Annotated in this window: 14 protein-coding genes and 1 pseudogene; 14 read left to right on the top strand and 1 reads right to left on the bottom strand. The window is 30.1% G+C overall.

Going from position 1 to position 14,544, the window contains the following annotated elements:
- Positions 1-18 precede the first annotated feature (18 nt).
- The 4 genes and pseudogenes from ACREWB_RS19705 to ACREWB_RS19690 all read left to right on the top strand — a co-directional run bounded on the left by ACREWB_RS19705 (position 19) and on the right by ACREWB_RS19690 (position 1,685).
- Positions 19-420, top strand: coding sequence for a hypothetical protein (locus tag ACREWB_RS19705; protein ID WP_431549171.1), 402 nt, complete (start codon positions 19-21; stop codon positions 418-420).
- Between the two features lie 15 nt (positions 421-435).
- A pseudogene (locus tag ACREWB_RS19700) lies at positions 436-606 on the top strand (cell division protein FtsZ); the annotation flags it as partial.
- A 392-nt stretch (positions 607-998) separates the two neighbouring features.
- Positions 999-1,223, top strand: a complete 225-nt coding sequence (locus tag ACREWB_RS19695) for a hypothetical protein (RefSeq protein ID WP_431549170.1) — start codon at positions 999-1,001, stop codon at positions 1,221-1,223.
- Positions 1,224-1,319: 96 nt separating this feature from the next.
- Positions 1,320-1,685 carry a uracil-DNA glycosylase family protein gene (locus ACREWB_RS19690; RefSeq protein ID WP_431549169.1) on the top strand — a complete coding sequence of 122 codons (366 nt, stop codon included), beginning with the start codon at positions 1,320-1,322 and terminating at the stop codon, positions 1,683-1,685.
- Between the two features lie 269 nt (positions 1,686-1,954).
- On the opposite strand, the gene ACREWB_RS19685 is transcribed toward ACREWB_RS19690, so the two are convergent.
- A complete protein-coding gene (locus tag ACREWB_RS19685) occupies positions 1,955-3,232 on the bottom strand; it encodes an IS4 family transposase (RefSeq protein ID WP_431549168.1) in 1,278 nt (425 codons plus the stop codon).
- Between the two features lie 185 nt (positions 3,233-3,417).
- On the opposite strand from ACREWB_RS19685, the gene ACREWB_RS19680 reads away from it, so the two are divergent.
- The 10 genes from ACREWB_RS19680 (at position 3,418) to ACREWB_RS19635 (ending at position 14,531) form a co-directional block, all read left to right on the top strand.
- Positions 3,418-4,743 (top strand): hypothetical protein, encoded by a 1,326-nt coding sequence (locus ACREWB_RS19680; RefSeq protein ID WP_431549167.1) that lies wholly within the window; start codon positions 3,418-3,420, stop codon positions 4,741-4,743.
- A complete protein-coding gene (locus ACREWB_RS19675; RefSeq protein WP_431549166.1) occupies positions 4,727-5,404 on the top strand; it encodes a phospholipase D-like domain-containing protein in 678 nt (225 codons plus the stop codon). Before ACREWB_RS19680 ends, ACREWB_RS19675 begins: the two co-directional genes overlap by 17 nt.
- A 14-nt stretch (positions 5,405-5,418) precedes the next feature.
- On the top strand, positions 5,419-6,633 hold the full coding sequence (locus ACREWB_RS19670) for a phospholipase D-like domain-containing protein (protein WP_431549165.1): 1,215 nt from the start codon (positions 5,419-5,421) through the stop codon (positions 6,631-6,633).
- A 3-nt stretch (positions 6,634-6,636) separates the two neighbouring features.
- Entirely contained in the window at positions 6,637-9,453 is a 2,817-nt protein-coding gene (locus ACREWB_RS19665) for a helicase-related protein (protein ID WP_431549164.1), read from the top strand.
- A 21-nt stretch (positions 9,454-9,474) separates the two neighbouring features.
- Positions 9,475-10,092 carry a hypothetical protein gene (locus tag ACREWB_RS19660; protein ID WP_431549163.1) on the top strand — a complete coding sequence of 206 codons (618 nt, stop codon included), beginning with the start codon at positions 9,475-9,477 and terminating at the stop codon, positions 10,090-10,092.
- Between the two features lie 9 nt (positions 10,093-10,101).
- Complete coding sequence (locus tag ACREWB_RS19655) at positions 10,102-10,563, top strand: hypothetical protein (RefSeq protein ID WP_431549162.1); 462 nt, start codon at positions 10,102-10,104, stop codon at positions 10,561-10,563.
- A 244-nt stretch (positions 10,564-10,807) separates the two neighbouring features.
- On the top strand, positions 10,808-10,969 hold the full coding sequence (locus tag ACREWB_RS19650; protein WP_431549161.1) for a hypothetical protein: 162 nt from the start codon (positions 10,808-10,810) through the stop codon (positions 10,967-10,969).
- Positions 10,970-11,158: 189 nt separating this feature from the next.
- The gene (locus ACREWB_RS19645) at positions 11,159-11,689 is read left to right on the top strand and encodes a hypothetical protein (protein ID WP_431549160.1); all 531 of its coding nucleotides are present in this window, start codon (positions 11,159-11,161) and stop codon (positions 11,687-11,689) included.
- A gap of 168 nt (positions 11,690-11,857) precedes the next feature.
- Positions 11,858-14,323 carry a 3'-5' exonuclease gene (locus ACREWB_RS19640; RefSeq protein WP_431549159.1) on the top strand — a complete coding sequence of 822 codons (2,466 nt, stop codon included), beginning with the start codon at positions 11,858-11,860 and terminating at the stop codon, positions 14,321-14,323.
- Positions 14,313-14,531 (top strand): hypothetical protein, encoded by a 219-nt coding sequence (locus ACREWB_RS19635; RefSeq protein WP_431549158.1) that lies wholly within the window; start codon positions 14,313-14,315, stop codon positions 14,529-14,531. Before ACREWB_RS19640 ends, ACREWB_RS19635 begins: the two co-directional genes overlap by 11 nt.
- Positions 14,532-14,544: the final 13 nt, after the last annotated feature.

The raw sequence follows: 14,544 nt of genomic DNA, 5'->3' as shown, positions 1-14,544 counted from the left end.
TATGAGGATACTGAAGGCATGACAAAGCTTGATTATATTATACAAAATGCACACTTAAGAGATATAAAGACTGTATTGCTATTAAGTATGAGCAGCAACATAGATAATGACATAATAAGAGAAATATCTACAAAAGTAAATGTGTTAGTACCAATCATAAATAATCAAGTTCAACAATATGAGCAGAACGCATTTAGCTCTTTAGATAAAAATAATCTTAAGGAAGAGCTAGTAAAGCAGTATATGAATACTATTTTAGAATTTACAACAAAATGTACAAGTGTAATTGGACCAATTTATATAATAGATACATTTACACATCATAAGGGTATAGCTTATGTATCTTCAGCATCAGCAACTGGAGAAGATAGAGCAGAGAGAGCAGCTACTTTAGCATTAATTAATATATATAGTTTTTAAAATTATAAAGAGTGTAAGGTACTTTTACTTACTTTTTCAGGTGATGAGAGTTTAGGCCTGTTAGAGATTAATAATGCAGCACAAATTGTAGTGGACAACTATGGTGATAAGGAAACAATACTATTCACTGTAGTGCTTGATGAAAGTATGGTGGATGAGATGAGGGTAAGTATTATTGGAGTATAAATTTAATTGTGAATGCGGTGAATAGTTAATAAGTATCTAACTATTCATTTTGTCACTTATTAGTGGAGGGACATCATTTTTAATTTCAAATGTGACAGCATTCCCCTAATTTAGCAATGCTAATGTGATAGAGTGGAATTAAGAGAATTTTTTAAAATATAATGTAGAAATTAAATATATATATTTTAATCGGAGGTTATGTATAAATGGATTTAACTAAACTTAGAAGCATTTCGTTTTCCAATATACTAAAGTTGAAAGATCAAAGTATTATTCCGTTTTATAATTATGGTTATTTTAAAGAGTTATAAAGTGGGCATGAAATTTCAGGTTACTGTACTAAATGTGAAGAAAATGGTTTTAATATGGTCTCAGGCAAAAGTCTTAGCCTTATGACTTATGGAACGCATACAATTGATTATAGGGGATACTTAACCGATGCTCCATTACATAGGGAGGATTGGCATAAAGATGGTGTAATGTTTGTGTTCGAAAATCCTGGTAAAGCACCGAAAAAATATAACGGGTTGGATAGTGAAAAGGGAATGTATCGATACTGTGAGGAATTGCCATATAAAAAAAGACCTATGTTAAATTCATGGTCATGGGTTAGATAGGAGGGGAAGACGCACCAAAGTGATTTTGCTTATCCGAATTTTTTCAACCAGAAAAATTACGGAGCGCTCATTTTATCTCTTATTTTATTATTTAAATTGGATAATGCCTATGTAACTAATGCAGTTAAATGCGGTACTGAAAGTGGAGATAATACTAGAAAATATTGCAAAGAAACGGTAAATATATGCGTAACGACGCATTTGCTTAAAGAAATTGAGGTATTACAGCCAAAGGTAATATTTGCTTTTGGAAGACAAACATCCAGAATTATAAGAAAAGCACCCCAAAATTCTAATGTGATTTATTTACCACATCCAGCAGCACGTGTAAGTAATTTAGAGATGAGACGGTCTTATTCATATGGGGTTTTAGAGGCGTTATGCAATGCTTCTGTAATTAAAAAGGACAGTACAGAATATGGTGAATTAATTACATTATTTGAGTCGGCGAAATGCGTTTAGAACTTGCCACTTGCCACGTGGGCAATGTCATCAAGCTATCGTGTAAATAAATTACAATTAAAAGCTCAATGCTTAAAAATCAGATAAAACATAAATATCAGTAGCAGCATGCAATATTTATGTTTTATCTATATTTTCGACTAAAATTTGTTATGTTTTGATTTAAAATAATTTTGACATTGCAATTTTCACTATTTATGAGTAACTTTAATAAGCCATCAGTTATTTTGACTGAAAGCTATTTTGAATTTTCAGTTTAAATATACCAATTACAATGTTCTTTTTTTATTTAATGAATGTTTGTTAGCTTTTAAGGTCATTCGCCTATTAAATTTCCTTCCTGGACGTACGGGTATTATGTTTCGCGATATTTCATCCATGATGTTCTTTAGTATTTTTGATCGTTTTCTAGAACTTTTTTGTAAAAGCATATAAACTAATGAATTTTTTAATTTACCTATGAGAATATTGGTATTAACCTTATATTCATACTTTAAATTTTTATCTTTATTTCCTTCCATAATTATTGCGTTTGCATCCATTTTTGCAAGTGTGACCATGTTAGATAAATACATGCTTGCATAAAAATCCTGCTCTATAGAAATAGGTGTTGAACCAGTAAAGTTTTCTATTTGTAGTCTGTTTTTTAGTTCATCATATTTTACCTCGATTCCCCACCGCCTGAAATAAAGTTCTTTAAAGTCAGATATACTAAAGCTTTCGTTATATATATTTGTTAGCAATGTCTCTGTTATTTCATCACTTAATTTAAATTTAAGAACTCTCATTCTTATAATTTTACCCTTATGTTTTACTTCAATTATCTGATCAGCATTTGGTGCATTAGCTACAACTTTTAGAAATGAACTAGATACACGCATCAGATAATGTATCTTTTTATTTTCTATAAACGAAATTAAATCCCTTGATGGATAACCTCTATCGAATAGAATCAAGTCATTTGAAAAACCTATATCCTCTAATTTATTTATAAGTTGTTCAGCCTGAGTTCTCTCACTTGCTCTATATTTACCTAATACAGAAGTTATAATCATATCATTTTCAACATCATACAATCCACTCGCTTTAGCGCGAGCAATTTTCATACTTTGATTTTGAATATAGCCATATTCAATTCTTAATTTTTCAGTATTTTCTATTTCTAATATTGTTCCATCAATACTTAATAGCCTATAATTTCTGAACTTTTTAAAATCGGTATCTTTGTAGAACCACTTAATTATTTCATCAGACATTTTTATAAAAGCTTGGGGTGATATTTTTTGTCTAGCCTCTGAAAATGCTTGCTTTGTAACATTTAAGTTTGTCCCATTTATTCCTTTATAAAAATCATCTAACTCTATCTGTAGGCTCTTTTTTACGAAGTTTAACATAAAAACTACGATACTTTTAAAAGTCATTTTATTATTTCCCATCCTTGTGAAATATGTATTTTTCATTCTTGTTTCACACATAAATAGTATATCATTAATAAGTGTATTTGTTATTCTAATCCCTTCTGCAAGAAAATTTTTTTTTGTTTTCATTAAAAACACCCCAATAATTCATAAGATATACCCCGAAATAAGGTATTCAAATCGATTATTAGGGTGTTTTGTAAATGTCAAGTGTTTTCGTTGATTTATTTAAACATATTATCTTCCATTTTGTGTATTCTTAGCTTGATGACATTGGCCACGTGGGTGGCACCAAACAATAAGGAGAATAAAAGATGAAAGATTTCAATTTATCGTGGACAAAATATGCACCATTAGAAAATGAGGCAACTATCACAGATCCATTAGCGTTTGATTATTTTGCACAAATTCTTGGCAATGTTGTCCTACCAAGTTTTACGACAAGGACATCACGTGCAAGATATTATAGTATGGTGTGTTATGGAATTTATATTTCAAAAAAATATTTAGAATTACAGAATATAACTTTTTACGAAAAAGATATATTGGAAACATTTAAATTTTATGAAAAGTTATGGGCAGTAGCAATAGTAGCTAACTATGATGGTAAGCTCACGGAACGTGACGGGAAAGAACGAGAATTAAGAGGTAAACGGGGGGCTTTAAAAGCATGTCAAGATGGGATTACAACACTTGGAAACAATTTTAAATTTCTCACTAGACAATTGGAATTAGGTGGCCTAGGAGCATATAAAACAAGCATGGAATCTCTTGAATTAATAAATTCTTCCTATAAACTGACCCATAAGGGCGAAAAATTGGCTAGGGCTCTAGTTAACCCTGCGCTATATGATAAATTAGTATTAAAGGCTATAAGGGAGCAAAAGATTGTGGAACGTGAAGGTAAGGCTTCGTTAAAATCTTTTGGGTATCATATAAGTTTAGATGGTTTTACGTTTCAGGATAACTATCACATAGAGGAGAGAGACCTATTAAGAGAATATATTATGGACAACCCTAATAATGTTATTGCAGTTAACTATATTTTAGGATGTTATGATGAGGAAAATAGTAATGTGCTTAAAAGCATAGAAAACATTGTAAATAGCACTGCATCAACAGAGCAGGGACAGAAAATAATTGAAGGTTATAAAACAATATTAGCATTCGAAAATTTAGCAATACTATTTAACCGTTTGTGGTGCGCTATTATAAAAGCTGCAGAAGAGCGGTTCGGAACAATTTCGGTTGCTGAATGCGTTGTGAACTGTAAAGAACAGTTAGATATTATTTTTAAATCAAATGTAATAACAGAGCTTTTAACAAAAGTTAATTACTCAATTATAATAGGGAGTTATCACGGTTCAGGGTTTCAATATTTACTTTCAAATTGTTTAAAGAATCAAGGCGTAGACTATGGAGCATTTATTATAGATTTAGTTAAATATCATAATCGTGTTATGGACAAGCGCAGTAGTGGGGCGTGGATTGCAATGGATGGCATGAATCTTATTGTAATGAATGGATACGATTATCCAAAGAAAACAGAAAATTTACCTTACTTACATAGTTACAAAATACCAAACATTATGACATTAATAAAAGATACGGGGTGGGAACTAAATGGTGAAATATACTGATTTTTTTGATATAGTAGATAATAGTGGTAATTTGCCAATATCAGCTTTATTTATGACCTATGGATTTGATGCAGGATTATTTGAACATCATGTGCTTCCAGCTTTTCTTGGAATTGTAGATGATCCAAATGAAAATGAACTTAGATTTCGAAATCAAATTGAATTAAGGTTAAAAGAAGTTCCGGTGGCCGTTATTTCCGATGCAAAGCAATTTAATGGTGGAAGAACCTTTCTTTATGACCATATTGTAGTGGGTACACAAACATTTCATCCTAAATGCTATATGCTTTTATTCAAGGAATATTTAAGGGTTATTATATCTTCAGGAAATATAACAAAATCAGGTCTTTGTTATAATGCAGAGCTTGTATGGTATGAAGATTTATACTTAGATAAGATCAACTCTATTTCAAAAGAACTGAATGACATCCTTATATTTATGAATAGAAAATATAAATTGGACAAAGTTGTTGCTGTACAAGAAATAAGAAAATATTTAGGAAAGTGTCAGTTTGCCGAAGCTTTTCCAAAGGTGATATCTACTTGTGTAAAACAAACTGTCTTTGATAAGATACAAGACGAACTAAAAAAGTGTAATGGTAAATGTAAAACTATTACGGTTATGTCTCCATTTTTGAAAATGATAGAGAAAAGGAAATAGAAAGTACTTTGCTCATGTCATTTTTTGACGAGCTTAAAATTAAATACACTAATGTAAAAATAAAAATATGTTTTCCTGCTTATTATAACAAGCAAGAAGAAAAATATATGGTAAATGCTCCGGTTGGAATATTCAAGGAAATAACAGCGAAATACAAAGACCTAGGGTTATTTGTTGTAGAAAGAGAATGGGAACGAGAAGATGAGGATTCTATTCCAAGAACTTTGCATGCAAAACTAATTTATGCCGAGTTTGACAATGGATATAATTTGTATCTTAGTGGATCAGTGAATTTTACAAATAATGCAATGAGATCAAGTGTAGAGAAGCTAAGAAACATTGAAATTGGCATTTTGAATTATACAAAATCAAAATTGCTAATACCAAACTGCACCAAGGTTACGGCTGATAAATTATTGTTTGTAGAACAGGAAGAACCAGCAAATAAGCCGACTTGTTTTGTAAATAGTGCAGTATACAATGGTATAGATTTGATCATTGAATTTAATATTAAGAAGATGTCAGTACCTTTTAAAATTTATTATAATGATCATGTATTAACGATTGTAACTGGAATTATTACAGAAAAACTAATAAAGAACTTTTCTTTGAAGAGACCACAGGACTTAAAGGTTGTTTGTGACGAGTTTATTTTTTTTGTCCCAATTTTAATACCGAATAAAGAAGGTATAGTCACTGAGGATTTGAAACTTTCATTTGATATTGACATGAAGGATATTATTGATTATCTAGCTGGTAAATATAAAAGTATGTCAGAGTTAGAACGTAAAAAAAGATTAAGTGCAGGACAAAATGAAGTCAATCCACCAGCAGTGATGATATTTTTTAGGCAGAATTTACAGAGGTTTTTTAAAGCAATAGCTTCTTTAAAACAGGGGCTTGAGCTACCTTATTATACTGAGAATTCTTTTTATAACTATCTTACTTCAACTATCGGAATTAAAAATCTAGTCGGTATGATTTTAGAAGATTATAAAAAGAAAGTAACTGGTGATGGTGAAACATTTTTGTTTCTAATTGAAATTTGGAATGTAGTAGAACATTTAGAATACCAAGAGGATTGGTTAAAAGATATTTATAAGAAACAGGTGCTTAACGAGCTTATGAAAGAAGCAAAGGCTACTGTGATGAAGATTGTAAAAGTTTCAAGAGGAAATCTTAAAAATCAATATCTATTAATGTTAAAGGGATATGGCTTGGAGGTGTAATATATGGATGCAAAAGAACTTGTTAAACTATTTGATTTATCAAAAAGTATAGATAAAGAATCGGCAAAGCTACAGACTAAAACTTGTGCAACATTGATTAACATGTTGGAACAATCTCCTGGTGTTATTCTTGGTGATGATGTTGGTATGGGAAAAACCTACATTGCATTTGCAACAGCGGTATATTTTTTAAATAAATACCCCAAGAAGTCTGTAGTTATAGTGACGCCTAATTGGCTTCTAAATAATAAGTGGTATGGTGACATTAGAAATTTTATCGAAGTAAACCTTAATACAAGCGGGTCCTCTCTTAAAATAGAGCAAGTAGCAGAGATAGAGAGAGAATATTCTTCCTATATTAGCCAGATTTCTGAAAAATCAAAACATGCAAAGGTATTATTAATTCCTATTAATATATTTTCATCTATGGGTTGGAAACATGAGAAAAGCTTCTTTTTATCCTGTTGGTTCAAACATAAGCGTTTTTGGGGAAAGACCAGAGAAAAGGTATTAAAAGCTTTAGGTGGAGATGCAAGTGTAAGAAGTCCATCAGAGTTCAGTGACATGGGTATTTCTTATGAGTGTATAGATGAGTCGTGGTATGAGAGCTTAGATAAGGCAGAAATATCATCACAAGAGATTAATCAGGATACCATAAATTATATCTGGAAGGAAATAAAAGAATTAAGGTATAAGGTAATTAATTCAATTATCCCTAAGGCCTCCCTACTAATATTAGATGAAGCTCATAAAATGAAGAATGAGGATACTGTTAAGAGACAGTCTTTAGAAAGTGCAATAAATAAGAACTTTGATAAGGCTATATTTCTAACTGCAACACCTTTTCAATTAAGTGAAGGTGAACTTAAATCAGTAATGTGTTTGTTTGAGGCAGGAAGAGCATCAAAAGAAGAAATAACAAAATTTAAAGGAAAAACTGAAACTTTATTTAGTGAAATGCAAAAGTACATCATGTATACCAATGAATTTGAACGTTACGTTAGGAATTTAACTCCAGCAGATAATTGCATACTTGAACAGTTGATAAATGGTAACCAGCTAGAAGAAGTTAATTTTGATATTAAAGAGACTTACCAAGTATATTTAGACCTTTGCCAGCAGAAGAAAAAACTTGAAAAAATTATGCGACCCCTTATAGTTCGAAATGTTAAAAATAAGGATAAATATCGAAAAGAAATAATAGGAGCCCTGGATACTGATGAAAAAGATGGCATTCCACTTACAAGTGAATCTTACTTACCTTTTGCTATGATGGAAAAAACCATATATGAGATACTAGCAAGTGGAGAGCAAACTTTTATTGCAAATGTAAAACAATCATTTACATCATCGTTTAGGACAGCTAAAAGTACAAGTATATACAATAAAAACTTACCATCATTAAATATGTTAAAAGCAATGAACATTGAAAAAATAAAGCATCCAAAGATAAATTGTGTAGCAGATGAAGTAGCAGCTAATTTGAAAAATGGTGAAAAGACTTTAGTTTTCTGTAATAGAATTCATACAGTATCAGAACTAAAAGACAGTATATCCAATCGACTTAGTAAGTCCTATCAGTCAGATATAAAACGATTATTTCCAGAAAATCAATTAAAGGGTTTTGAAAATTATTGCAGAAGATTTTACAACAAGCAGGATCCAGCGTGGTTTTTACTTCAAGAGAACTACATTTACTCAGTGCTTATACCAATTATAGAAATTTGCAAAGGAAAAAAGAGCATGTTGCCAAAGGCTTCTGACATAGCGGAAGAAGCTTCAAAGTTATATGTAAGATATAATTCAACAGTAAAAGCAAACTATATGTATTTAAAAAGAATTATAGAACATTTGGTATTCAAGTTAACACTACCTAAACTAAATAATTGGAAATGTATTATTAAGAAAGAGTCAGAGCAGTGGTATATGACAGTACAGAACATTTTAAATAAGAATTATATAGAGCTAGGGGTCAATTTAATACAGAATGATGATGAGATAGACTCTGTAGAAGATATTGATAATGAATTGAGAACCATTTCTGTAAAAGTAATTAATAATATTTTGACTTATCAAGGTATATGGGCTAGATATGGTGACCGTCTGAATAAATTAAATCCGGTAGAACGGTATGATTTAGTTTCATCATTGATTGGTTTTCTTCGTAAAGATAAACGATTTTTCGTTGAACTAAGAAACATAAATGATAAAAATGTAGATAAAGATGATAGTTATTGTATTAATAAAACATTTAAACGCGGTGATTTACTTGATTGGGAAAAAGCATATGACAGATTCATGGATAATTATTTAAAAGCACCTACAGCCACTAGGGAAGCTATGCAGCTAGGATTAAAGAGTAGTAATATTGTAGATATAATTACAGGCGCAACTACAATGGATGCAAGAGAAAGAATAAAAGCTGGATTTAATACTCCATTCTATCCACAGGTACTAGTAGCAACAGCGACTATGCAAGAGGGTATTGATTTACAGGTGGAGTGTAAGAGAGTCACACATTATGATTTAGAATGGAATCCAGCATCTATGGAACAAAGGGTTGGAAGAATTGACAGAATCAATAGTCTTATCTCTAGACTTCGTGCGGAAGGTGGCAGTGAAACATTAGATGTGTTTTATCCTTATATTAAAAATACAATTGATGAGAGTATTTATAAAACCGTAAAAGACAGAGAAAAATGGTTCAACCTAATACTTGGGGGTACACCTCAGTGGGATACCTTTGATATTGACCCTTATGTAACTAATATTTCACCAGGAGTATTTAAAAATATTAAAATTGATTTAGGGGTTAAATAAGTCTGAGGAGGATGAATTAATTTGTATAAAAGTATTAGCCATATTAATATTGATAAGTTTAAAGATGTATTATTTAATGCAGATTTTACTAGTGAAAAAATACAATTAGAAATACCAAAATTAGATATTAGCATTACTATTGACAGCGTATCATTAGCAGTAAGTATTATTGATTTTGACTATTTATGCTCATTTTTTAATAATGAATCACCTGATGTTGTTGAGTATAAAGGTAAAAAATATCTTATGGAATTAGAAATATGGGAGAGAAACCTAGTTGGAAATAAATATAGTATAAATATATCATTAACTTGTGAGTGTAATGATTTTGATTCAGCTTTTGGCTATAATTTTTATCAAATAGAATTAGCAGAAGCATTAGAAGATAATGAAAATATATATTTAGTTAGAAATATTTCGAAATTTTTTGATAACAGTACAAGTTCAGAAATAGAGGAGTATGGTTCTGAAATATTGTTTCATAAGAATGAAAAATTTCTTTTAATTAGCAAATTTAAAAAGTCATCTCTTGATGAGATAGTTAAACATTGTGAAATTTATAGCAATTTCTTAAAAAGTTTTATTAAATGTGCATTTATAAATGAGGGATTTAAAATAGAATTTGATAATACCAAATAGGAGGATAAAATGGGTAGCAGTTATGGTATTAGATGTACTGAGTGCGATTATGAAAAACAATTTATTATTGGGGTTGGAATGATGTATAGTCCCAGTAATATTCAGGATGTAGATTCAGGATTTCAATTACTTCCTAGCCTTATTAGGTCTAAAAAAACATTAAGCTTAGTTAGGGAACTAATCAAAGAAAAAAAGGGGAGAATTTCTAAAGAATATGGGCATAAAATTTTTGTATGTAATAAATGCGGCGAGTTTTATGAGCGATTTGCTTATGAAGTTAAATATGAGAGTGGAGCTTTTGTGCCTGAATATAAATGTACTAAATGTAAGGCTGTTCTTTATGAAGCAGAGAATATTAAAACAGATGTAAAAGAATGTGGGGAAGCTATTAATTTACCGAGATATCATTGCCCTAAGTGTGGTAAGAAGAGTTTAATTGAAGACTGTAGCTCAATGATTATGTGGGATTAGAACATAAGTAATGTTCAAACAAATTTGTAAAAGTACAAGCAGAGATAATTTAAACATTATTGCCCCAATTCAGCCAACTATTTAATACTGCAAAAGGGAATAAATAGTTGGCTGGTACGACCCCGTAGTAAAATTTGGAAGCGTATGTGGACAAGTTTTACTTTCTAATAGCCACTGTGAATTTTGGTTTATTAATGTAGATAAAGATAAATTAGATGATGTGAATAAAACGGACATTAAATTTTTGGATAACGTTGATAGAATTTCAGCTAAGTACCCAGGAAACACTTACCGTATCTATTTTGGTGTTCCTGACCCGGTAAGAGTAATAATTGAAGATAGCAAGTATAGAGTCCCGATGAGCGATAAAGACGAGGGAAACAAGTTTAACAGAGATATTTACTGATAAGAAAGAAGATTTAGGCACTACATATTTGTTCTTAAAATGCAATATTCCATAACGGTAGTACAGGGAAATCCTAATTATTTGGCGATAAAAAATATAATTAATTTAAAACCAATTAGCTATTTTAGACGTCTAATTATATAGTAGAGTTTAATGAACCTTACAATAATACTGAAAGAGGTGATTTATTTGAAAAAAAGGATTCTAATAGTTGTTTTATGCGGTTTAATATTAACTGGTTGCACTAATTCAACTACAGTTCGGAAAAATGAAACAAAACCAACAATTAATACAGAATATACATTAGAAAATATTAATGAAAAATCAAAAGCATATATATTAGCCTTTGACAGTGCATGGGAAATGGACTCAGCACTAAATTCTGATATTAAATACATTAGTATAAATACAAAAAGTTTTAAAGATTTTAGTAAAGAGGATAAAAAACAGCTGTTTACTTATGTTGCTGATAAATATCATGTAACTATGTTAGATAAGAATATCGATGAGTTAAAGGATAAAGGGTATGTTAAAGATTTATTTTTTAAAGATGGAATTGTTTTTGAAATAAGTAAATATATTTCTGATTCATCAAACTCAATTTCTTTTGAAGGAAGGAAATGGCGTTCTGGGAATGGTGCAATAGGATTCTCATTTGAGGCACAAAAGAAAAACGAGAAATGGGAGCTTAAGTCATGTAATATGACTTGGATTAGCTAAGCTAAATGGCTTCCCTTAAACTTTTTTGTATATATTTTATTTAGTAACCATCTGTTAAAATCTAGATGGTTATTTTTTTATACAATTTTAGAGTAATATTTTGATAAATAGACAAATTTATACTATAATATATATATATTAGTAAATTAATCTTCAGGGGGCTGAAACATGCAATTAAATGTAGAACAACAAAAGTTAATACAGGGGAAACCAAGTGGACATTTTTTGATTAAAGGGGTAGCTGGATCTGGTAAAACCACAGTGGCAGTAAGTAGAATACCGTTTTTATTGAATCATTATTGTTTTGCAGAGGATGATGCAATATTAATGGTTACTTTTAATAAAACATTGGTTAATTATATTCATTTTATTTATAACAAAATTGAGGATGAAACTAAAATGGATTTTTCGAGTATATTTGTTATAGATCAGAACAAAGTAAACATAGTAACTATAGATAGCATTATATATAAATATTTTCAGCTTTATAAGAAGACACATAAGGTTTCTTTAAATTTACTTATAGATAATAAAATTATGTATGAGTTTATGGCTCAAAGTATTGCAGAAGGTAGAAAGCTATATCCTAATGTAAAAATCTTAGAACAAAAAAATATGAAATTCTTAATCGATGAAATACAGTGGATAAAGGCATCAAAGTACACTGAAATTGAGGAATATCAAAATATAGACAGGCTTGGTAGAATGGGAAATCAAACTGGGGATGGGCCGCAAAAATTAATGAAGAATTCACCAGTTAGAAAAGGTATCTTCGATTTAATGTGTATTTATAATAAGAAATTAAATGATGCAGGATTTATTGATTTTAAAGATATAAGCTTACTTGCATTAAAACAGGTAAAGGAAGAAAGCATAAAAAAATATACTCATATTATTGTAGATGAAAGTCAAGATTTAACTAGAGTTCAGTTAGAATTTTTAAAAGCACTTCATAATGAAAAAGAATATTCTAGTTTTATGTTTGTAGCAGATATGGCTCAAAGTATTTATCCACATTCATGGTTAGTTAAAGGCAGAAGCTTCACTAGTATAGGTTTTGATATGAGTGGTAAGAGTAATGTACTATCAAAAAATTATAGGACTACTACTCAAATTGCTCAGGCTGCTTATAGTCTTTTAGATAAGGATCCAAATATAATTAATGATGATAATTTTGTAAAACCTTCATTAATCGATAGGCAAGGGTATTATCCTACATGTACGCAGTTTAAAACCGCGAAGGAGGAAGCGGGTTATATTATTGAAGAAATAAAAAATACCCTAATAGATCAATACACATATAAGGATATAGTAATCGTAGGTAAAAATAAAAATCAACTAAAAGTATTAAAAGAATACTTTGATAAAGAGAAAGTGCCATGTAAATTATTAGAAAAGACTGACGAAAATTTCGATGAGGAAAAAGTAAAATTATTAACAATTCATTCAATAAAGGGATTAGAGTTTAAAGTTGTATTTATAATAGGATTAAATGAAGGAATAATACCTTATCTATCCTATCAAGAAGCAGAAGATGAAGGCATGCAAGAAACTATGGAGAGAAAATTACTATATGTAGGAATGACCAGGGCTAACGAGCTATTGTATTTAACAAGCAGTGGTAAACCTTCTAGATTTTTAGAAGATATAGATTCAAAGTTCTTAAAGTTAAAGTATAAATGTAAATTAAGTAAATTCTATAATGTATCTATGGAAGATTATGCTTATAAGAACAATATTATAGATATATACTCATGTGAAGAAAAAGTAAGACAGTGGATTATAAAGGAATTAAATAATATTTATAAGTATCCACTAGATTTAATAAGTGTAGAATATAAAGTTAATAATTTTTCTAAAATAGGACTTGTGGATGTTGCTATTAAAATTTATAGTAACAATAATCCTATTCCATACGTATTCGTGGAGGTTAAAGCTCCCCATACGAATCTAGAAAATGGCTTAAACCAATTAAAATCCTATATGTCAAACAGTAATACTTGTCAATATGGAATTGTAACTAACGGAAACGAAGTTACTATTATTAATAAGGATTTTGAAGTTATAGATGATATACCTGAATTTAATACGGCTATGCTACCAAGTTCTTTAGAGAATTATAAGTACATTGATTTAAAACATAGCAGAAAATATAAATTTACGAGAGATGTGAATGAAAGTGAACAGCTTACAATATGTGAAAGTGGAAGTGATGATGCTTACGATGAAATGAATTTAATACCTCTTAAAATTTACTGCGAAATAGCAGCAGGACTACCTATATACATGAATTCTCAAGCTCAAGATAACTTTTACGTGCCTACTGATTGGGTAGGGAATAATGGTGAGCATTTTATTTTAAAGGTTAAGGGAGATAGCATGATTGGTGCAAATATTGATAATGGAGACTTAGTAGTACTGGAGGTTAGACAAACTGCTGAAAATAGGGAAATCGTTGCTGTGGCTACGGATGCAGAATCAGCAACTTTAAAGAGATACATGAAAATGGGAGACACAATCCTTTTGATACCAGAAAATGAAAACTATGAGCCAATACAGATTAAATGTGAAGAGGCAAAAATTTTAGGCGTTGTAGTTGGGGTGGTAAAGAAGGAGAGTTGTAATGGGAAATAATTATGGTATAGGAATGGCAATTTCGAGCTTTATCATTACGGACTATTATAATGAGATAGTGCGTCAAAGTCTTTCTGTCTATGATGCGCCATATAAATTTTGGATCTATCTAGGGAACAAAGGGATAGTTAATATTGAGGATATTATAAAAAAAAATAATGTTCATTTTATGCCAATGCCAGTGAGTAGTTATGATTTATTATATTAAGGAGTATATGAAT

The sequence above is a fragment of the Clostridium sp. genome (genome assembly GCF_050717635.1).
GTDB lineage: Bacteria > Bacillota > Clostridia > Clostridiales > Clostridiaceae > Clostridium_AD.
The sequence above is the reverse complement of the archived record's forward strand: the minus strand, read 5'-3'. Positions and strand labels throughout refer to the sequence as shown.

What these genes read in the sequence shown, in the direction of transcription:
- ACREWB_RS19705 (WP_431549171.1), top strand. Translation starts at nt 19, where the DNA reads ATGACAAAGCTTGATTATATTATACAAAATGCACACTTAAGAGATATA.
- ACREWB_RS19695 (WP_431549170.1), top strand. Translation starts at nt 999, where the DNA reads ATGACTTATGGAACGCATACAATTGATTATAGGGGATACTTAACCGAT.
- ACREWB_RS19685 (WP_431549168.1), bottom strand. Translation starts at nt 3,232, where the DNA reads ATGAAAACAAAAAAAAATTTTCTTGCAGAAGGGATTAGAATAACAAAT.
- ACREWB_RS19680 (WP_431549167.1), top strand. Translation starts at nt 3,418, where the DNA reads ATGAAAGATTTCAATTTATCGTGGACAAAATATGCACCATTAGAAAAT.
- ACREWB_RS19675 (WP_431549166.1), top strand. Translation starts at nt 4,727, where the DNA reads ATGGTGAAATATACTGATTTTTTTGATATAGTAGATAATAGTGGTAAT.
- ACREWB_RS19670 (WP_431549165.1), top strand. Translation starts at nt 5,419, where the DNA reads ATGTCATTTTTTGACGAGCTTAAAATTAAATACACTAATGTAAAAATA.
- ACREWB_RS19665 (WP_431549164.1), top strand. Translation starts at nt 6,637, where the DNA reads ATGGATGCAAAAGAACTTGTTAAACTATTTGATTTATCAAAAAGTATA.
- ACREWB_RS19655 (WP_431549162.1), top strand. Translation starts at nt 10,102, where the DNA reads ATGGGTAGCAGTTATGGTATTAGATGTACTGAGTGCGATTATGAAAAA.
- ACREWB_RS19640 (WP_431549159.1), top strand. Translation starts at nt 11,858, where the DNA reads ATGCAATTAAATGTAGAACAACAAAAGTTAATACAGGGGAAACCAAGT.
- ACREWB_RS19635 (WP_431549158.1), top strand. Translation starts at nt 14,313, where the DNA reads ATGGGAAATAATTATGGTATAGGAATGGCAATTTCGAGCTTTATCATT.